The organism is Streptomyces sp. CoH27 (assembly GCF_020181035.1).
In the GTDB taxonomy this organism is placed as follows: domain Bacteria; phylum Actinomycetota; class Actinomycetes; order Streptomycetales; family Streptomycetaceae; genus Streptomyces; species Streptomyces camelliae.
Genome location: NZ_JAIQYY010000012.1, coordinates 89,567 through 107,602, shown reverse-complemented (window position 1 = coordinate 107,602; position 18,036 = coordinate 89,567). Strand labels below are relative to the sequence as shown.

The 18,036-nt window shown below is 70.9% G+C and carries 18 protein-coding genes and 1 pseudogene; 11 read left to right on the top strand and 8 right to left on the bottom strand.

Going from position 1 to position 18,036, the window contains the following annotated elements; genetic code table 11:
- Nucleotides 1-12: 12 nt before the first annotated feature.
- The 3 genes from LE548_RS21460 (at nucleotide 13) to LE548_RS21450 (ending at nucleotide 3,414) form a co-directional block, all read left to right on the top strand.
- Nucleotides 13-1,947, top strand: coding sequence for a trypsin-like peptidase domain-containing protein (locus LE548_RS21460; protein WP_225098540.1), 1,935 nt, complete (start codon nucleotides 13-15; stop codon nucleotides 1,945-1,947).
- 86 nt (nucleotides 1,948-2,033) lie between these two features.
- Nucleotides 2,034-2,501, top strand: a complete 468-nt coding sequence (locus tag LE548_RS21455) for a sec-independent translocase (RefSeq protein ID WP_225098539.1) — start codon at nucleotides 2,034-2,036, stop codon at nucleotides 2,499-2,501.
- A gap of 247 nt (nucleotides 2,502-2,748) precedes the next feature.
- Complete coding sequence (locus LE548_RS21450) at nucleotides 2,749-3,414, top strand: hypothetical protein (RefSeq protein WP_225098538.1); 666 nt, start codon at nucleotides 2,749-2,751, stop codon at nucleotides 3,412-3,414.
- A 61-nt stretch (nucleotides 3,415-3,475) separates the two neighbouring features.
- Here the strand turns inward: LE548_RS21450 and LE548_RS21445 are convergent, their stop codons facing one another.
- The 3 genes from LE548_RS21445 to LE548_RS21435 are packed head-to-tail and all read right to left on the bottom strand — an operon-like array spanning nucleotide 3,476 to nucleotide 6,537.
- Nucleotides 3,476-4,609, bottom strand: a complete 1,134-nt coding sequence (locus LE548_RS21445; RefSeq protein WP_225098537.1) for an Mrp/NBP35 family ATP-binding protein — start codon at nucleotides 4,607-4,609, stop codon at nucleotides 3,476-3,478.
- Between the two features lie 43 nt (nucleotides 4,610-4,652).
- Nucleotides 4,653-5,258 (bottom strand): DUF1003 domain-containing protein, encoded by a 606-nt coding sequence (locus tag LE548_RS21440; RefSeq protein ID WP_225098536.1) that lies wholly within the window; start codon nucleotides 5,256-5,258, stop codon nucleotides 4,653-4,655.
- Complete coding sequence (locus LE548_RS21435) at nucleotides 5,248-6,537, bottom strand: magnesium transporter MgtE N-terminal domain-containing protein (protein ID WP_225098535.1); 1,290 nt, start codon at nucleotides 6,535-6,537, stop codon at nucleotides 5,248-5,250. Before LE548_RS21435 ends, LE548_RS21440 begins: the two co-directional genes overlap by 11 nt.
- 244 nt (nucleotides 6,538-6,781) lie before the next feature.
- Between LE548_RS21435 and LE548_RS21430 the strand changes: the two genes are divergently transcribed.
- Nucleotides 6,782-7,489, top strand: a complete 708-nt coding sequence (locus tag LE548_RS21430; protein ID WP_225098534.1) for a hypothetical protein — start codon at nucleotides 6,782-6,784, stop codon at nucleotides 7,487-7,489.
- A gap of 11 nt (nucleotides 7,490-7,500) precedes the next feature.
- Here the strand turns inward: LE548_RS21430 and LE548_RS21425 are convergent, their stop codons facing one another.
- Together LE548_RS21425 and LE548_RS21420 are read right to left on the bottom strand one after the other, a co-directional pair.
- On the bottom strand, nucleotides 7,501-8,013 hold the full coding sequence (locus tag LE548_RS21425) for a hypothetical protein (RefSeq protein WP_225098533.1): 513 nt from the start codon (nucleotides 8,011-8,013) through the stop codon (nucleotides 7,501-7,503).
- 23 nt (nucleotides 8,014-8,036) lie between these two features.
- Complete coding sequence (locus LE548_RS21420) at nucleotides 8,037-9,161, bottom strand: magnesium and cobalt transport protein CorA (RefSeq protein ID WP_225098532.1); 1,125 nt, start codon at nucleotides 9,159-9,161, stop codon at nucleotides 8,037-8,039.
- 431 nt (nucleotides 9,162-9,592) lie between these two features.
- Between LE548_RS21420 and LE548_RS21415 the strand changes: the two genes are divergently transcribed.
- From LE548_RS21415 to LE548_RS21400, 4 genes are all read left to right on the top strand, one after another.
- Entirely contained in the window at nucleotides 9,593-10,177 is a 585-nt protein-coding gene (locus LE548_RS21415; RefSeq protein WP_225098531.1) for a suppressor of fused domain protein, read from the top strand.
- A 175-nt stretch (nucleotides 10,178-10,352) separates the two neighbouring features.
- On the top strand, nucleotides 10,353-10,994 hold the full coding sequence (locus LE548_RS21410; protein ID WP_225098530.1) for a DUF6758 family protein: 642 nt from the start codon (nucleotides 10,353-10,355) through the stop codon (nucleotides 10,992-10,994).
- A 145-nt stretch (nucleotides 10,995-11,139) separates the two neighbouring features.
- Nucleotides 11,140-11,997, top strand: a complete 858-nt coding sequence (locus LE548_RS21405; protein ID WP_225098529.1) for a PHP domain-containing protein — start codon at nucleotides 11,140-11,142, stop codon at nucleotides 11,995-11,997.
- A 63-nt stretch (nucleotides 11,998-12,060) separates the two neighbouring features.
- Nucleotides 12,061-12,666 (top strand): MarC family protein, encoded by a 606-nt coding sequence (locus tag LE548_RS21400; protein ID WP_225098528.1) that lies wholly within the window; start codon nucleotides 12,061-12,063, stop codon nucleotides 12,664-12,666.
- A gap of 87 nt (nucleotides 12,667-12,753) precedes the next feature.
- On the opposite strand, the gene LE548_RS21395 is transcribed toward LE548_RS21400, so the two are convergent.
- Nucleotides 12,754-12,906, bottom strand: a complete 153-nt coding sequence (locus tag LE548_RS21395) for a hypothetical protein (protein ID WP_225098527.1) — start codon at nucleotides 12,904-12,906, stop codon at nucleotides 12,754-12,756.
- Between the two features lie 186 nt (nucleotides 12,907-13,092).
- Between LE548_RS21395 and LE548_RS21390 the strand changes: the two genes are divergently transcribed.
- From LE548_RS21390 to LE548_RS21380, 3 genes are all read left to right on the top strand, one after another.
- Entirely contained in the window at nucleotides 13,093-13,998 is a 906-nt protein-coding gene (locus LE548_RS21390) for an NYN domain-containing protein (RefSeq protein WP_225098750.1), read from the top strand.
- Between the two features lie 572 nt (nucleotides 13,999-14,570).
- The gene (locus tag LE548_RS21385; protein WP_225098526.1) at nucleotides 14,571-15,386 is read left to right on the top strand and encodes a helix-turn-helix domain-containing protein; all 816 of its coding nucleotides are present in this window, start codon (nucleotides 14,571-14,573) and stop codon (nucleotides 15,384-15,386) included.
- A gap of 132 nt (nucleotides 15,387-15,518) precedes the next feature.
- Nucleotides 15,519-16,568: a PhlD gene (locus LE548_RS21380; protein WP_225098525.1), complete on the top strand. Its 1,050-nt coding sequence runs from the start codon at nucleotides 15,519-15,521 to the stop codon at nucleotides 16,566-16,568.
- Nucleotides 16,569-16,652: 84 nt separating this feature from the next.
- Here LE548_RS21380 and LE548_RS21375 read toward each other — a convergent pair whose 3' ends face one another.
- Both LE548_RS21375 and LE548_RS21370 read right to left on the bottom strand, forming a co-directional pair.
- Nucleotides 16,653-17,528 carry an alpha/beta fold hydrolase gene (locus LE548_RS21375; protein ID WP_225098524.1) on the bottom strand — a complete coding sequence of 292 codons (876 nt, stop codon included), beginning with the start codon at nucleotides 17,526-17,528 and terminating at the stop codon, nucleotides 16,653-16,655.
- A gap of 124 nt (nucleotides 17,529-17,652) precedes the next feature.
- Nucleotides 17,653-18,036 (bottom strand): annotated as a pseudogene (locus LE548_RS21370) (ATP-dependent helicase); the annotation flags it as partial.

Here is an 18,036-nt window from a genome sequence, read left to right as displayed (position 1 = left end):
CGTGGGGAGAGCATGAACGAGGGGAACCGTGTCCCGCCCGTCCCGCCGGGGGAGGAGCCGGAGGGACGGGCAGGCACGACACCGACGAACCGAACGGACACCGAGGCGCGGTATGCGGCACAGAGCGCGTCCGGGCGGGTCGAGTCGGGGCAGGCCGAGTCCGGGCGGGCCGAGTCCGGGCCGACGGGATCGGAGTCGGGGGACTTCGAACTGGCCAAACCGGTGCCCTCTCCTGCCGGTGACACCCAGGCCGGCGCGCCTGCCGGTGACACCGAGGCCGGCGCGGCCGTGGAGGCGGACGTAGCGGCTGTGTCCGGGGAAAACCCCTGGACGGCCCCCACCGAGCGTCCGAAGCCCCTGCACGACCCCGATCCCTACGGCACCCCGCCCTACGGCGAGCCGGGCCCCTGGGCACCCGCACCGCCCGTCCAGCACCCTGCGACAGCGCAGAGCCAGGGAGCGTCCACACCGCCGGCACCGGCCCCCGGTGTTCCCGCACCGGCCGTATCCACGTCCGCGCAGGGCCCCGGCGCCCCCGCGTCCGGCGCCCCCGTCCCCGCTGTACCCGCGTCCGGCGTCCCCGTCCCCGCTGTACCCGCGTCCGGCGTCCCCGTCCCCGGTGCCTCCGACCCGGCAGCCCCCGCCGCACCCGCTCTCGGTCCGGAGGCACCCACCTCCACCCCCACCCCCACTACCACCCCACCCCCACAGCCGGCCGGTGTCGAAGGTGGTGGGCCCTGGGGGCGTTACGACCCCTGGGCCGCTGGATCGGCTCAGGAGCAGGCTCTCCGGTGGCAGGGGGCGTTTCAGCAGACCGGGGCCGGTGTGGCCGACCGGCCGCGGGGGCGGCGGTTGGCGATGGGATGGACGCTGGTGGTCGCACTCGTCGCCGCGGGCGTCGGCGGGATTGCCGGCGCCTATGTCGAGCGGCAGGACGTCGGCGGTGATGTGCATCTGCCGCAGGCCGGGCGGGTGCCTGCCGGGCGGGCACCGGACAGTGTGGCCGGGATAGCCGCCCGCGCACTGCCCAGCGTCGTGACGCTGCATGTCTCCGGGACCGACCAGAGCGACACCGGCACCGGCTTCGTGCTCGACACCCAGGGCCACATCCTCACCAACAACCACGTCGTCGCCCCCGCCGGATCGAGCGGTGCGATATCCGTGACCTTCAGCAGCGGCGACACCGTCAAGGCGGATGTCGTAGGACACGACAGCGGGTACGACCTCGCCGTCGTCCAGGTCCACGGCCTGACCGGGCTCACCCCGCTGCCGCTCGGCAACTCCGACGACGTCCGTGTCGGCGACCCCGTCGTCGCCATCGGCGCCCCCTTCGACCTGGCCAACACCGTTACCTCCGGCATCATCAGCGCCAAGGAACGGCCCATCACCTCCGGCGGGGAGAAGGGGGACGGGAGCGATGTCTCGTACGTCGACGCGTTGCAGACCGACGCCGCCATCAATCCGGGCAACTCCGGCGGCCCTCTCCTCGACTCCCGCGCCCATGTCATCGGCATCAACTCCGCCATCCGTTCCGCCGACAGCGGCTCCGGCTCGGACAGCGGCCAGGCCGGCTCCATCGGCCTCGGCTTCGCCATACCGGTGAACCAGGCCAAGCGCGTCGCCGAGGAACTGATCAACGACGGTCATGCCACCCACCCGGTCATCGGGGTCACCCTCGACATGGGATACACCGGCGACGGTGCCCGTATCGACGACCGGAGCGCGGGCGGCGGTCCCGCCGTGACCAGGGGCGGGCCCGGCGAGCGGGCCGGGCTGAAGGCGGGCGACGTCATCACCGCGGTCGACGGACAGGCCGTGCACACGGCCCAGGAGCTGATCGTCAAGATCCGCGCCCACCGGCCCGGCGACCAGCTACGGCTGACCGTCCGGCGCGACGGCACCGACCGGGACATCCCGCTCCGGCTGGGCGCGGCGGAACAGAACTGACAGAAGTCTCACCCCGGGACGGTACCGGTCGGACAGGAACGCCGGGTACCGTTGACCGACCGAGGACATCGCACTGGGAGCGTCAGGTGTTCAATGACATAGGGCCAATGGAGCTGCTGACGATCGTCGTCATCGCGGTGCTCGTATTCGGTCCGGACAAGCTCCCCAAGGTCATCCAGGACGTGATGCGTACGATCCGGAAGATCCGCGAGTTCTCGGAGAGTGCCAAGCAGGACATCCGCAGCGAGCTGGGTCCCGAGTTCAAGGACTTCGAGTTCGAGGACCTCAACCCCAAGACGTTCATCCGCAAGCAGATGGACAACGCCAACGACGAGCTGGGGCTGAAGGAGATCCGCAACGGCTTCGATCTGAGGAAGGAGATGGCCGAGGTCACCGACGCCGTCAACGGCCGGGACATCGAGGCCTCCTCCTCCGCCTCGTCCGCCTCGTCCTCGTCGTCCTCGGACTCCGGGGGCGGGCGGATCGACATGACCAAGAAGCCCGAGGAGCCCGGCAAGGACGACCGGCCGCCCTTCGACGCGGACGCCACCTGATCCCGGCCCCCGCCCGGCCGATCCCGACACGCGCACGCGGGCGTACGCCGCGCACGTGACGCGTTTCATAGCGCGCCCCCGTCGCACACGGCTTGAACAGGCCGTTCGTGCGACCCACGCATCCAGTGCCTGCCCTGCCGCCCTCGGTCGTGTGGATATGCTGCCGAGTTGTTGTGCGGACCGGAGGAGTACGCCCGAAGGGGGGCGGGCCGCCCCGGTCCGACGAGAGCGAGGAGGCGTCCGGGAGATGGAGACGACGAGTCGGGTGGGCGCGCAGGCGCCGACCGCGGAGGGCGGACAACAGCTTCCCTCCGCCCGGCGCACGGTCGACGGTTACCTGCAGGCGCCCTTCCCGTGGTACGGCCTCGACGAGGCGTTCACCGGGCCGCGCTGGCTGATGCAGGTGGGTACGGCGGCCGACGGCGCCGTCGAGCACGGTTCGATCGGACACGGTGACGAGCCCTCCGTGCGGGTCGAGACCGGTGTCGTCGGTGAGCCGCGGGAGAAGTTCGCGGTGGTGGTCACGGTCGCCGCGCAGCCGTCCCGGCGCAGCGCCGACGGTACGGGGCTGCTGGAGGCCACGTCGGTGTCCTCGGCCGCCTGGCTGGCCGGGGTGGGGCTGCTGTCGTTCACCTGGCCCGGGCAGATGGACCACAGCCTGCGGGACGACTGGCTGGACCAGCAGACCGAGACCGCGTGGGCGCTGGCCGACGATCTCGACGGGCCGGAGTGGTCCAAGCTCTCGCTGCCCGTGGACGGGGTCGCGGCCTCTTTCTACTACCGGGAGTCGGAGTTCGGCTGGGTCCTCGCCGGTACGACCGACGCGGGGGTGCACCTGGGCGCGTACGGGCGGGGCATGAGCGCGTACGGTCTCGGGTTCGCCGTCGTGAAGGACGTGTCCGCGTACGCGTGACACCGCGCAGACATGGCCGAAGGGGCGCCGGTCGATCCCGGCGCCCCTTCGGCGTAGCTGCCTAGAACTTGTTCTTCGGAGTGAGCCCCAGGGACAGGCCCGACAGGCCCCGCTGCCGTCCCCCCAGCTTCCCGGCGATCGCCCGCAGTGCGCTGCCCGCCGGGGAGTCGGGGTCGGTGATGACCACCGGCTTGCCCTCGTCGCCGCCCTCGCGGAGGCGGACGTCGATCGGGATCGAGCCGAGGACCGGGACCGTCGTACCCGTCGTACGGGTCAGGCCGTCGGCGACCAGCTGGCCGCCGCCCGTGCCGAAGACGTCGACCATCTCGCCGCAGTGCGGGCAGGGCAGGCCGGACATGTTCTCGACCACGCCGACGATCTTCTGGTGCGTCTGGACCGCGATGGAGCCGGCGCGCTCGGCGACCTCCGCCGCCGCCTGCTGCGGGGTCGTGACGACCAGGATCTCGGCGTTCGGGATCAGCTGGGCCACGGAGATCGCGATGTCACCGGTGCCGGGCGGCAGGTCCAGCAGGAGAACGTCCAGGTCGCCCCAGTACACGTCCGCCAGGAACTGCTGGAGCGCCCTGTGCAGCATCGGGCCGCGCCAGACGACCGGGGCGTTGCCCGGGGTGAACATGCCGATGGAGATGACCTTCACGCCGTTCGCCGACGGCGGCATGATCATGTTCTCGACCTGGGTCGGGCGGCCGTCCGCGCCCAGCATGCGCGGCACCGAGTGGCCGTAGATGTCGGCGTCGACCACGCCCACCTTGAGGCCGTCGGCCGCCATCGCCGCCGCCAGGTTGACCGTCACGGAGGACTTGCCGACGCCGCCCTTGCCGGAGGCGACCGCGTAGACCCGGGTGAGGTTGCCCGGTTTGGCGAAGGGGACCTCCCGCTCGGCCTGACCGCCGCGCAGGGCCGCCGCCAGCTCCTTGCGCTGCTCGTCGCTCATCACGTCGAGGGTGACGTCGACGCGGGTGACGCCCTCGACCCGGGAGACCGCGTCGGTGACGCGCTGGGTGATCGTGTCGCGCATGGGGCAGCCGGAGACCGTGAGATACACGGTGACCGCGACCGCGCCGTCCTCCCCGATCTCCACCGATTTGACCATCCCCAGTTCGGTGATGGGTCGGTTGATCTCGGGGTCGTTCACCGTCGCCAGTGCCTCGCGCACCGCGTCTTCCGTAGCCATAAGGACGATGGTACGGCGCGGTAAGGGGCCTTCGGGATGCCCCTCAGCGGTCGTCTGTGTCACGTCCCGGCGACCGTTCTGACCGTTCCGCCGGGAATACGACCCGGTCGCTGCGGCCCTGGCGATCCTCCAGGTCCTTCAGCAGATCCTGGAGCTCGGAGCGCATCCAGTCGCGGGTCGCCACCTCGCCGAGTCCCATGCGCAGGGCGGCGATCTCCCGGGTCAGATACTCGGTGTCGGCGATGGACCGCTCGTTCTGCTTGCGGTCCTGCTCCAGGTTGACCCGGTCGCGGTCGTCCTGCCGGTTCTGCGCGAGCAGGATCAGCGGGGCGGCGTAGGAGGCCTGCAGGGACAGGGCCAGGGTCAGGAAGATGAACGGGTACTGGTCGAAGCGGAGCGCGACGGGCATCGTGACGTTCCACAGGATCCACAGGATGATGACGCCTGTCATCCAGACGATGAAGCGGCCCGTGCCCAGGAACCGGGCGATCTTCTCCGACATCACGCCGAAGGCCTCGGGGTCCCACTCCGGCAGATAGCGGCGCCGGGGCGGGGCCGGCTGGTCCAGCCGGGGGGTACGGGCCCGGGTGGTCGCCGTGGCGCCCGTCGGGGTGCGCTCGCGGCCGCCGCTCTCGCGCTCAGGAGCCATGCGTGGCCGCCCCCTCTCCCTCGTCCAGGTGGAACTCGTGCTCCCGCCAGTCCTCGGGCAGCATGTGGTCCAGTACGTCGTCCACGGTCACCGCGCCGAGCAGCCGTCCGGCCTCGTCCACCACGGGCGCGGCGACCATGTCGTACGTGGCGAAGAACCCGGCGACGGCGGGCAGCGCCGCGTCCGGGTCGAGCGGTTGCAGATCGGTGTCGACGATCGAGCTGACCAGCGCGTACGGCGGGTCGCGCAGCAGCCGCTGGAAATGGACGGTGCCCAGGTACTTGCCGGTCGGGGTCTCGTCGGGCGGACGGCAGACGTAGACCTGGGCGGCGAGCGCGGGGGAGAGGTCGGGGTTGCGGACCCGGGCGAGCGCGTCGGCGACGGTGGCGTCCGGGCGCAGCACGATCGGCTCGGTGGTCATCAGACCGCCGGCCGTGTGTTCCTCGTACGACATCAGGCGCCGCATCTCGGCCGCGTCGGCAGGCTCCATGAGGCTGAGCAGCCGCTCCTTGTCGTCCTCGGGCAGCTCGGAGAGCAGGTCGGCCGCGTCGTCGGGGTCCATGGCCTCCAGCACGTCCGCCGCGCGCTCCTCCTTCAGCTTGCCGAGGATCTCGATCTGGTCGTCCTCCGGGAGCTCTTCGAGCACGTCGGCCAGGCGGTCGTCGTCGAGGGCGGCGGCCACCTCGGCGCGCCGCTTGGCGGAGAGGTGGTGCAGGACGTTGGCGAGGTCGGCGGGGCGCAGCTGCTCGAAGGTGGCCAGCAGGCTCTCGGCGCCCTGCCCGTGCTCCTCCAGCGAGAAGCCGGTGACGGCCGACCACTCGACGGTCAGCGCCTCGCCCTTGGCCCGCCGGAAGGCGCCGCCCTTCTTCCCCTTGCGGACGAAGACCCGGTCGACCTCCCAGTCCCGGCGGGCGGGCAGCTGCTGCACGGACACGTCGAGGACGGTGACCTCCTCGCCGGTCTCGGTGAGCGTCACACGCCGGTCCAGCAGCTCGCCGAAGACCAGCCGCTCGGTGGGCCGCTGCTCGAAGCGGCGGACGTTCATGACGCCGGTCGTGATGACCTGGCCCGACTCGATGCCGGTCACCCGGGTCATGGGCAGGAAGATCCGGCGCCGGGTGGACAGCTCGACGACCAGCCCGAGCACCCGCGGGGGCCGCCGGCCGACGCGCAGCATGACGACCAGGTCGCGTACGCGGCCCACCTGGTCGCCGTTGGGATCGAAGGCCGGGACCCCGGCGAGGTGCGAGACGAAGATCCGGGGGGCGCCGGCTGCCATGGCTGTGCTTCCTTTGCGTGGGGATCGTGTGAGTTGCTCGGATATGCCCGCGCGCGTGCGCTTCAGGCTAGCCCGTCCTGATGGGGTATGGCCTGGCGGGCGGTCCGGACGGACTGGTTCCGCCGGGTGGGCAGGGACAGGCCTGGGGCCCCGGTACGCTGCCGTACGCCGTTCAGGACTCGTCAGAAAGGCAGCGCCACCTGTGACTGCGACTCCCCAGGGCCGAACCCGCCGGACCACGCGGATGACCGCGCTGTGCGCACTGGCCGTGACAGGGGTGGCGGTGCTGACGGGGTGCGGCGGGGACGATCCGGACGCCGGCACGAACGGGGTGGGCAAGCTGCCCGCCGACCAGATCCAGGCGAAGACCCGCGCGGCGGCCGACGCGGCACCCGCGGTGCGGCTGGCCGGGTCGGTGGTCACCAGCGGCCGTACCTACCAGCTGGACATGCGCCTGAAGGCGGACGGCGGCACCGGGTCGGTGACCTCGCAGGGGGCGACCTTCCAGCTGCTGCGGGTGGGGCAGCAGCTCTACCTCAAGGCCGACTCGGACTTCTGGAACCACGCGGGCGGCAGCAACGGCGGTGACGGTACGGCGGGGAAGCTGAACGGCAAGTACGTGAAGGTGCCGCAGGGGGATCCCGCGTACAAGAAGTTCAGCGGCTTCACGGACAAGTCGGTCCTGCTCGACGGGCTGCTGACCCTGCACGGAACCCTGGCGACCGACGGCCACCACGACCAGTCGGGCACCCCCACCATCCGCATCACCGGCGACAAGGGCTCCGGCGGCACCCTGGACGTCTCTCTCCAGGGCACCCCCTACCCCCTCCGCCTGGTCCGCGCCGGCAGCGCGGGGACGCTCAGCTTCTCGGACTGGGGCAAGGACTTCACCGTGACGGAACCGTCGCAGGACGACACGGTGGACTACGGCAAAGTGCTGCCGACGTCGTGACGGGCCCTGCGCTACTTCCTCCGCCGCTTCCCCAGCAGCTTCGGCAGCCCGGCCGGAATCGGCTCCCGCGTGGTCGCCGGGCTCGGCACAGGCCGCTCCGCCAGGCTGCCGTCGGGCAACGGCACCGCAGCCCCGGCCGGAGCCAGACGCAGCACCCTGCACTCGCGGGCCCAGCGGCCCGGCATCTCCTCGCCGTCCGGGGCGTTCAGGCGCTTGCCCTTCAGCTCGGCGACGGCGGCCTCCCACTGCTCCGAGCCGGAGGCCAGCTCGGTCACGGTCGCCGGGAACGTCACCAGCCGGCCGCCCTTGTCCTTGCTGCGCACGGTCACCTCGGCAAGGCCGCCGTCGACCAGCGCCGGCAGCGGCTGCTCCCCGGGCCCGTCGCCGACCAGGCACACCGCACCCTCGTGCCACACGTGCCACAGCGCACGCGCGGCCGGAGCACCTGCGCCCCTGACCCAGATCAGGCCGGACTTCTTCGCGGCCTCCTCGATGAGGGCCTGGTCGAGCAGCTCGCTTCGCATGGGGTCAGCCTATCCAGGCCCGTTCACAGCCAGCCGTTGCGCTTCAGCACCCGGTGGATGCCCACACACATGCCGATGGTGAGGGTCAGGACCAGCGGGTAGCCGTACTTCCAGTGCAGCTCCGGCATGTTGTCGAAGTTCATGCCGTACACGCCCGTCACCATCGTCGGTACGGCGATGATCGCGGCCCACGCGGTGATCTTGCGCATGTCCTCGTTCTGCGCCACGGACGCCTGCGCCAGATTGGCCTGGAGGATGGAGTTGAGCAGCTCGTCGAAGCTCACGACCTGCTCCTGGACCCGGGCGAGGTGGTCCGCGACGTCCCGGAAGTACTTCTGGATGTCCGGGTCGATCAGCCGCATGGGCCGCTCGCTCAGCAGCTGCATGGGCCGCAGCAGCGGGGCGACCGCCCGCTTGAACTCCAGCACCTCGCGCTTGAGCTGGTAGATCCGCGCCGAGTCCACACCGCGCGCGACGCCGCCGCCCCGGCCCGGCGAGAAGACCTCGGTCTCCACCTCGTCGATGTCGTCCTGCACGGCGTCGGCGACCGCGATGTAGCCGTCCACGACATGGTCGGCGATGGCGTGCAGCACCGCCGAGGGGCCCTTGGCCAGCAGCTCCGGGTCGTCCTGGAGGCGGTGCCGCAGAGCCCGGAGCGAGCCCTTGCCGCCGTGCCGGACGGTGATGAAGAAGTCCCGGCCGGTGAAGCACATCACCTCGCCGGTCTCCACGACCTCGCTGCTCTCGGTGAGCCGGTCGTGCTCGACGTAGTGGATGGTCTTGAAGACAGTGAACAGGGAGTCGTCGTAGCGCTCCAGCTTCGGACGCTGGTGCGCCTGCACGGCGTCCTCGACGGCCAGCGGGTGCAGCCCGAACTCGCTCGCGATACCGGCGAATTCGGCCTCCGTCGGCTCGTGCAGCCCGATCCACACGAAGCCGCCGTCGCGCCGCACCAGCCGCATGGCCTCGTGCGGGCTCAGCGGCTTGCCGCTCTCGACCCGGGCGCCGTCGCGGTAGACCGCGCAGTCCACGACGGCCGAGGGCGTGCCGGGGGCGCGGGTGCTGTCGTACGGGGCGGCGGTGTCCTTGCGCGGCGCGGGACGGGACGCGGGGCGGACCACGGCGCGCAGGTCGCGGATCATCGACATGGGCAGGCTCCTTCGCGGGCGGGCAGCGAAAGCGCGGGGCGACGGGTGGAACTACCCGGAATGGGGACGGTCCTGTGTCCGATGTCCGGCACGTCCACAAAGCGGGGAGCACCGCACCGTCGCGGTGGCGGCTTCGCTGCTGATGCAGAACTGACGTTGATCAGACGGATCAGACTCAGACGGATCAGGCAGAGCGAAACGAAGTGCTCTTCCGAAGGGCAACGCGCACGCGAAGGTGGCAGCGGCCAGCCAGAGACCAGATCAGCGGGCGGAAGAGCGAGTGGTACTACCAGGTCGACTTCGATCCATGACAGCCCCACCTCCTCCGGCCGGTCCCTCGTAGGGGAGTCTCTTCGGGGGCTCAGATTAGCAGCCGCCCGAACTGTCAAGGCGCCGCTTTGCCCGCTGCTGACGAGTTCTATGCTCCCCGCATGGTTGATGTTCTTCCTCTCGTCGAGGCACGGTTGAGCACCGCGCTGGGCGAACCGGACGCGCGCGCCGCCGTCACCTTCCTCGGCACGGACCGCATCGAGGTCCTCCGGTTCCGGGAGGGGGATCTCCTCCGGTACGCCACCCTCGGCATGTCCGCGCACCCCATGACCGACCCCACGGCGATGCTCGCCGACCCGGTCAAGGGACCCCGCGCGGAACTGGTCCTCTCCGTCCGCGCGGGCCTCGCCGACACCGACAAGGTGCTCCGCCCGCTCGCGGTGCTGGCCGCGTCCCCGCAGGTGGAGGGTCTGATCGTGACGCCGGGCGCCTCCCTGGACACCGGTGATCCGCTGTGGCCCGGCGCCCCCTTCACCTCGGTGCTGGTGGGCGAGCCCGGCGGACTGGTCGAGGATCTGGAGCTGGACGATCCGATGGATCCCGTACGGTTCCTGCCGCTGCTGCCGATGACGCCCAACGAGGCCGCCTGGAAGCGGGTGCACGGTGCCCAGGCCCTCCAGGAGCGCTGGCTCGCCGCCGGTGCCGACCTGAGGGATCCCGCCCGCAGGTCCGTCCCGCTCGACTGACACACACGTGAGCAAGCTCACCAAGGCCCGGTCGGCAACGGTCAGTTGGCGAAGACGCCGACGGTGTTGTCCACCGGCTGAGGGGGCTTGCTCCCGCCCGGTCCACCGGCACGGTTCCGTCCGGACGGGTGATCGTCCTTGACGCGGGCGGGCAGGGGTAGGACCGTGGAGCCCTATGAGGGGCGAACCCAGTTGCCCGAGGTGTGGTGGCCGGGTCAGGGCTCCCGGCCTCTTCGCCGATGCGTGGCAGTGCGATGTGCACGGCACGGTGTATCCGCTGCAGCCCGTGATCCCGCCCAGTGTCGAAGCCCTCGCCGCCGTCGTGCAGCGCACCCACGTTCCGGTGTGGATGCCCTGGCCGCTGCCGGTCGGATGGCTCTTCACCGGTGTGGCCTACGCGGGCGACGACCGCAGCGGGGGCCGCGCGACCGCCGTGGCCTGCACGGGTCCCGGCCCGCTCGGCGGTCCGGCCGAGCTCATCCTGGTCGCCGAGGAACTCGGCGTCGGCCTCGGCGCGCGGTACGCGGGCATCGACGGCCCGGACCCGGGACCGTACATGAACATCGAGAAGCCGCCCGAGGCCAAGGTGCTGGCCGTCGGCCGCCCGACCCCGCTGTGGCACGTCTTCCGCACCCCGGAGGACCGCGCGGTCTTCGCGGGCGAGGCGCTCGGCATGTGGCTGTGGGCGGTGACGTGGCCCGAGCAGTCCGGGCTGCTCATGTACGACGAGCTGGTGCTCACCGATCTGCGGGACGCGGGGCCGGAGCTGGATCTGGTGCCCTGCGGAGCGTTGTCGCCGCGCTTGCTTCGGCCGTAGCGCCCACTGGGGTGCCGGGTGCTGTTTCGTGGGCGGGTGCGGGTCCGTGGTGGGCTGGTCGCGCCGTTCCCCGCGCCCCTTAGGGGGTTCGAATTGCCGGTACTATCAAGTGTCCCCCTTTGAATCGTCGGTGTCTGGAGTCCTTGTGCGTATAGATCTGCACTGTCACTCCACCGCTTCCGACGGTACGGACACCCCGGCCGAGCTGGTGCGCAATGCCGCTGCCGCCGGGCTGGACGTCGTCGCGCTGACCGATCACGACACCACGCGCGGGTACGGCGAGGCGATCGCCGCGCTGCCCGCGGGGCTGACCCTGGTCACCGGGGCCGAGCTGTCCTGTCGGATCGACGGGATCTCCATGCACATGCTGGCCTACCTCTTCGATCCCGAGGAGCCCGCGCTGCTTGCCGAGCGGGAGCTGGTGCGGGACGACCGGGTGCCGCGGGCCAAGGGCATGGTCGCCAAGCTCAACGCGCTGGGCGTGCCGGTCACGTGGGAGCAGGTCGAGCGGATCGCCGCCGGCGGGTCCGTGGGGCGGCCGCACGTCGCCACCGCGCTGGTCGAGCTGGGCGTCGTACCGACCGTCAGCGACGCGTTCACCGAGGAGTGGCTGGCCGACGGCGGGCGGGCCTTCGTGGAGAAGCACGAGACCGACCCCTTCGAAGCGATCCGGCTGGTCAAGGGCGCGGGCGGGGTCTGTGTCTTCGCGCACCCGGCCGCCGCCAAGCGCGGCCGGACCGTGCCGGAGTTCCGCATCGCCGAAATGGCCGCGGTCGGCCTCGACGGCATCGAGGTCGATCACATGGACCACGACGCCGACGCGCGCGACCGGCTGCGGGGGCTGGCGAAGGACCTGGATCTGCTGGTCACCGGCTCCTCGGACTACCACGGCAGCCGCAAGACCGTGTCCCTGGGCGCGTACACGACCGACCCCGAGGTATACGGGGAGATCACCCGGCGGGCGACCGGCGCGTTCCCGGTGCCGGGCACCGGTGGAGCCTGAGGCCGACCCGCCGCACCCCCCTCACGCCCGTATCACTTCTTCCGCAAGGCCTGCTGCACAACCATGTTCGACATCGCCGTCTTCGGCTCTCTGTTCCTGACCCTTTTTGTCATCATGGATCCCCCTGGGATCACCCCGATCTTCCTCGCCCTGACCGCCGGCCGGCCCGGCAAGGTGCAGAAGCGGATGGCCTTCCAGGCCGTCTGTGTGGCGTTCGGGGTCATCGCCGTCTTCGGCGTCCTGGGGCACCAGATCCTGAACTACCTGCACGTCTCCGTCCCCGCGCTGATGATCGCGGGCGGTCTGCTGCTCCTGCTGATCGCGCTGGACCTGCTCACCGGCAAGACCGACGAGCCGAAGCAGACCAAGGACGTGAACGTCGCCCTCGTACCGCTGGGCATGCCGCTGCTGGCCGGGCCCGGTGCGATCGTGTCCGTGATCCTGGCCGTGCAGAAGGCCGGCAGTGTGGCCACGCAGGTCTCGGTGTGGACCGCGATCCTCGCGATCCATGTCGTGCTGTGGCTGGTGATGCGTTACTCGCTGCTGATCATCCGGGTGATCAAGGACGGCGGTGTCGTCCTGGTGACGCGGCTCGCGGGCATGATGCTCTCCGCTATCGCCGTGCAGCAGATCATCAACGGGATCACTCAGGTGATCCGGGGGAGCTGAACGTGATCCGGGGGAGCTGAACGTGATCCGGGGGGAGCCGAGCGGCGTCGCTCGGCTCCCCCCGGAAAGCGTGCGTGGTGGCTCCCGTTACGAGGCCGGGTTCTCGGCCGGGCGGATCCACAGGCGCTGTCCGATGGCGGCGGCCTGCTGAACGATCCGGTTGACGGAGGCGGCGTCCACGACGGTGCAGTCCACGGTGGTGCCGTCGACCTCGTCGAGTCGCCTGATCTCGAAGCGCATGGGCTTCTCCCTTCGTCTGGTCATCCTCCTGAGGAGAACTACTGGTGACGTGCTGTCGTACGCCCTAGTCAACGTGCTGCATGTTACGAACATTCCCTACGCTAAAGAAATTTTTCGAACAACTAATTACTAGCGAGTAAGGAACCGGCCGGGAGCGGTTGTGTTCGCAGCGTGACGGCCGGGACAATGGAGGCGATGAACGACGACCTGGCGGCCCTGGGTGCCCGCATCGACCGCACGAACGAGCTGCTGGAGCGCATGCTCGCCGAGGTGGCGAAGACGCCCTCCACCCACGCGATCTTCGTCGATGCAGGCTATCTGTACGCGGCCGCGGGGCGGCTGGTCGCCGGGACCGAGGACCGCCGGGCCTTCGACCTCGACGCCGAAGGTCTGATCGAGGCGCTGATCGACAAGGCCCGCACGATCTTCGCGGACAGCCGGCTGCTGCGCGTCTACTGGTACGACGGTGCCCGCCGCCGTATCCACACCGCCGAGCAGCAGATCATCGCCGAACTGCCCGACGTCAAGGTCCGCCTCGGCAACCTCAACGCCAACAACCAGCAGAAGGGCGTCGATTCGCTGATCCGCTCGGACCTGGAGTCCCTGGCCCGCCACCGCGCCATCAGCGACGCGGCCCTCCTCGGCGGCGACGAGGACCTGGTCTCGGCGGTCGAGGCGGCCCAGGGCTACGGCGCCCGGGTCCATCTGTGGGGCATCGAGGCCCCCGAGGGCCGCAACCAGGCCGAGCCCCTGCTCTGGGAGGTCGACAGCCAGCGCACCTTCGAGCTGGATTTCTTCAAGCCGTACGTCTCCCGCCGTACGGCCGCCGCGTACGACTCCGGCACCGGGTCCCGGCCCGGCCGCGAGGATGTCCGCTTCGTCGGCGCCCAGATCGCGGCGAAGTGGCTGGCCTCCCGGGGGCGCGAGGCGCTGGTCGAACTGCTCCCCGGCCACCCCTATCTGCCCGGCTCCGTCGACCAGGACCTGCTCGTCGAGGCCGAGAGCCTGCTCCAGTACTCCCTGCGCGGCCAGGCGGACCTGCGCCGCGCCCTCCGGGACGGGTTCTGGGAGCATCTGCGAGCGCAGTACTAGCGGTACCGGCGGCCGGGACCGAGCGGACTTCGGCCAATCCGATGAGGGACGCCTTCCGATGAGGGACGCCTTCCGGTGAAGGACGTCTTCCGGCGAAGGACCTCTTCCGACGACGTACGGCCGCTGTGATCCTGCGTACCGAACTCGCCCGCGCTGCAGGACGGGAGGGAGGGGAGACGTCGGCGGCCGGTGCCGAGTCCCCTGGTGTGGGGCGGGAGGGCACCGGCCGCAGCCTGGCCGCCGGGGCTGCGTCAGCGGTGCGCTGACGGTGATGCCGATCCCGCGTCATGGTTCCCTTGCGGGAAGCGCCGAACGAGAACCGGCAAACCACCCGGCTTTGTTCCTGGTGGCCCCGTCCGCGAAAACCGGCCGGAATTTCGAAAGTTTCCAGCCAGTGCCCGCGACGGGGGTCTGTCCACGTCGCCGCTGATGAGCACACTGGCAGGCCAGCGGCACGCACCACCGAGCATGCAGGACGCACCTACACGATTTCTACGGGAGATCTTTCGGAGTAAAGCCAGCACCACTAATTACACTGACTCACCGTCAACAAAGCCGGGGGATCCGCACCAGTGAACAAACGAGCACTGAAAAGCCTGCTCAAGGACCGACGCGCGCTCATCGCCCCCGAGACACACGGTTTCACACGGCCCACCGGACCCGGCCGCCGCGCCCCCGGCCTGTCCCAGCACCAGGTCGACCAGCTCCTGAACCGGGCCTTCGGCACGTATCACCGTCTGGAGTCCGGCACTTACCCCAATGCCCCCGTCGACCTGCTGCGCGACATAGCCCGCCTGTTCGTCCTCAACGAGCAGGAGTGGATCTCGCTGTGCCGGTACGCGCGCGGCGAGGACCCGCCCGGCCCGCTCTACGACACCAGCGGCAACGCCGTCCCCGCCGCCTGGGAGGACGCCGTCGCCGCCGTGACGCACCCGGCCTATGTCACCGACGCCTCCTGGAACCTGCTCGCCTGCAACGAGCCGTTCCACCGGATCTTCGCGACCGGGCAGGCCCCCGAGAACACCATGCGGTGGATGCTGATCGACGGCCGTGAGCAGCTCACCGACTGGGCGAACGCCTGGGCGCCGCTCGTCATGCCCCAGCTCCAGGCCGCGCTCGCCCAGCGCCCCGACGACAAGGTCCTGCGGCAGATCGAGAAGGAACTCCTCGACGATCCCGTGTCCCGCCCGCTGTACGAGGTGGGCGGCGCCTCGATCCACCCCGACGGCGACGAACGCCCCATCAGGCATGCGGCCGAAGGCCCGGGTTGGGTGACGATGTGCGTGGCGCAGCCGCTGGCGGCACCCGGCTCACGCTTCATGATCCTCATCTTTCGGCCGGGCCCGCGCCGGTCGAGCACGCGTCCGCCGATGCTCCAGGCCCGCTGAGCGCGCTGGAGATCGGTCTTTGCCCGAGTTTGACGGGCCGTGAGAGAGCATGACCTGGACGGCAGGGGAAACAAACCAGCCAACTTTGCCGTACCTTGACCCCAATCAGGTTACGTGTCCTAGGGGGGACCCATGCCCGTTCACATCGCCCGCCCCAGCACGGTCCTCGCCGCGCACAAGATCACCACGGGCGAGATATCCGACGACATCCGCGCCCATCACCCCGACCATCCGCGCCTCGGCGCGATCCTCCGGGTCATAGGCAACTGCGGTGTCCAGACCCGGTACTTCACGCAGCCGCTGAATTCGCCCACCATCAACGGCACCGCACCCATCGAGGAGCGCGCGTCCCGGGCCTTCGCCGACGGTCTCGACATGGCGGAGACCGCGGCCCGCTCCGTCCTCGGGCGCCACGGCCTCGAACCGGGTGACATCACCGGCCTGATCACCACCCACGCCACCGGCTGGGCCGTACCCAATCTGGACATCCACCTCGTCGCCCGGCTCGGTCTGCGCCCGTCCGTCCGCCGTACCGCCCTGACCACCGCGGCCTGCGCGGGCGGTGCGCACGCCCTCATCCGCGCGGTCGAGCAGGCGCTGCTCCACCCCGGCTCCCGGGTCCTCGTCGTCGCCGCAGAGGTGCTGTCCACGGCCTACAACCACAGGGACAGCAAGATCGAGCACATGATCTACAAGGCCCTGTTCGGCGACAGCGCGGCCGCCACCGTCGTCAGCAGCGACCCTCTCGGCGCCGGCCTCACCATCGACAGCCCCGCCGGCCTCTTCGAGTACGCCCTCCCGGACTCGCTGGAGTTCTACGCGGGCCGTATCGACAGCCATGGTCTCCACTTCGACTCCACCAAGGCCGCCATGGGCGGGGCGAAACACGTCATGCCGGCCGTGGTCGACTGGCTCGCCGGCCGTCCGGTGACCGTTCCCGTCATCCACCCCGGCTCCCGGCCCATCATCATGGACACCGCCGAGGCCCTCGGCCTCACCGAGGACGACGCCCGCCACTCCCTCGACACTCTGGCCGAAGAGGGCAACCTCGGTGGTGTATCGGTTCTTCGCGTCCTCGAACGCACCCACGGCCGGCCTCCGGCGAACGGCGAGAAGGCCCTGATCGTCGCCTACGGCCCCGGTTTCAGCGCCTCCGCCGTCCACGCCACGTGGACCGACTGACCGGCGCCTCCGCAGCCCTCCGAAAGACGACTGCCCTGCCCTGCAAGCCCCCGTCGGAGCAGGGCAGTCGTATGGTGGCGGGGCTCAGCGGGCGGCCTGGTCCCAGAAATCGGCGAGCGCTTCGGCGGTGGCGAGCGGCCGGTCGGTGTTGGGCGAGTGCTCGGCGTCCGCGATGGCCGTACGCCGGGCGCCCAGCCGTACGGCCATGTCGTCGAGCAGCGGCAGCGGCCAGGTGTCGTCCCTGTCGCCCGACAGGACGTGGAACGGCAGCGGTACCGCGGCCAGTTCGGCGATCCGGTCCGGCTCCGTGCACAACTGACGTCCGGTGGCGATGAGTTGGGCGGGCTTGGTGCCGAGCCAGCGGCGCCGCAGATCGTCCCGGTCGTCGAGCCCGCCGTCCAGCGCGGCCGTCTCGGTCTCCTCGGGCGTCTCCATCGCCTGGATCGCCTCCCAGACCTGCGCCATGTCCATCACCGCGAGCGCGTCCCGCAGCAGCTTGACGCGCTGCTGCTGGGATTCGGAGATCTGGGCGGGCCCGGAGGCCATCAGCGTGAGCGAGGCGAAGGGCGTGTGGTCCAGCAGCACGGCCGCGCGCGAGATCTGCCCGCCGAGCGAGTGCCCCAGCAGATGCACCGGCGCCCCGACGGCTTCCACCTGCGCGAGCACGTCCAGCGCCAACTCGGTCTGTGCGTAAGCGGATTCGTCGCTCTCGGGCCCGTCCGACTCGAACTGCCCACGCCCGTCCACGGCCACGGTCCGGTACCCGCGCCGGGCCAGCGGCACGTGCAGCGGATTGAAGTCCTCCTTGCTCCCGGTGAACCCCGGCAGCAACAGCGCGACCCCCCGGGGCTCGACCCCGTCGGCCACGGGAGCGTCGACGACGGCGAACTCCCCACGCGCGGTACGCAGGGCGTACGCGCGGGCACCGGGAGGCGGGACGAAGGTGGCGGGCCTGCTCATGGGGAGAGGTTATAACCCGGCCGCCCGCTGTTTCTCCGCGCGCCGTGAGCCCGGCTGTACGCCGGACGTGCGACGGCCCGGCCCACAGGAACATGGGCCGGGCCGTCGGTGACGGGGTGCCGGATCAGCCTTCGGCGACCTCGACGGCTGCCGCGGCCTTACGGGTACGGCGCCGCGGCGTGGCCTCCGGCTCCTCGGTGGCCTGCGCCGGAATCTCCGCGGTGACCGTCTTGGCGACGGCCTTACGGGTCCGTCGCACCTTGGGAGCGGTCGCCTCGACGACACCGTCCGCGTCGGGGGCGGCGGCCACCGTCTTGCGGGTACGGCGGGGCTTGGCCTCGGCTTCGGGGGTTTCCGTCGGCTCCGGGGCGGTGGCTGCCGTCTTGCGGGTGCGGCGCGGCTTGGCTTCGGCTTCCGGAGTCTCCGGGGCTTCGGCGGTCGCGGCCGTCTTGCGCGTGCGGCGGGGCTTGGGCTCCGTCTCCGGGGCTTCGGCCGTGGCGGCCGTCGC

Excerpts from the sequence above, each read along its gene's own strand:
- LE548_RS21460 (WP_225098540.1), top strand. The coding sequence starts at position 13 with ATGAACGAGGGGAACCGTGTCCCGCCCGTCCCGCCGGGGGAGGAGCCG.
- LE548_RS21450 (WP_225098538.1), top strand. The coding sequence starts at position 2,749 with ATGGAGACGACGAGTCGGGTGGGCGCGCAGGCGCCGACCGCGGAGGGC.
- LE548_RS21445 (WP_225098537.1), bottom strand. The coding sequence starts at position 4,609 with ATGGCTACGGAAGACGCGGTGCGCGAGGCACTGGCGACGGTGAACGAC.
- LE548_RS21440 (WP_225098536.1), bottom strand. The coding sequence starts at position 5,258 with ATGGCTCCTGAGCGCGAGAGCGGCGGCCGCGAGCGCACCCCGACGGGC.
- LE548_RS21435 (WP_225098535.1), bottom strand. The coding sequence starts at position 6,537 with ATGGCAGCCGGCGCCCCCCGGATCTTCGTCTCGCACCTCGCCGGGGTC.
- LE548_RS21430 (WP_225098534.1), top strand. The coding sequence starts at position 6,782 with ATGACCGCGCTGTGCGCACTGGCCGTGACAGGGGTGGCGGTGCTGACG.
- LE548_RS21425 (WP_225098533.1), bottom strand. The coding sequence starts at position 8,013 with ATGCGAAGCGAGCTGCTCGACCAGGCCCTCATCGAGGAGGCCGCGAAG.
- LE548_RS21420 (WP_225098532.1), bottom strand. The coding sequence starts at position 9,161 with ATGTCGATGATCCGCGACCTGCGCGCCGTGGTCCGCCCCGCGTCCCGT.
- LE548_RS21415 (WP_225098531.1), top strand. The coding sequence starts at position 9,593 with ATGGTTGATGTTCTTCCTCTCGTCGAGGCACGGTTGAGCACCGCGCTG.
- LE548_RS21410 (WP_225098530.1), top strand. The coding sequence starts at position 10,353 with ATGAGGGGCGAACCCAGTTGCCCGAGGTGTGGTGGCCGGGTCAGGGCT.
- LE548_RS21400 (WP_225098528.1), top strand. The coding sequence starts at position 12,061 with ATGTTCGACATCGCCGTCTTCGGCTCTCTGTTCCTGACCCTTTTTGTC.
- LE548_RS21395 (WP_225098527.1), bottom strand. The coding sequence starts at position 12,906 with ATGCGCTTCGAGATCAGGCGACTCGACGAGGTCGACGGCACCACCGTG.
- LE548_RS21390 (WP_225098750.1), top strand. The coding sequence starts at position 13,093 with ATGGAGGCGATGAACGACGACCTGGCGGCCCTGGGTGCCCGCATCGAC.
- LE548_RS21380 (WP_225098525.1), top strand. The coding sequence starts at position 15,519 with ATGCCCGTTCACATCGCCCGCCCCAGCACGGTCCTCGCCGCGCACAAG.
- LE548_RS21375 (WP_225098524.1), bottom strand. The coding sequence starts at position 17,528 with ATGAGCAGGCCCGCCACCTTCGTCCCGCCTCCCGGTGCCCGCGCGTAC.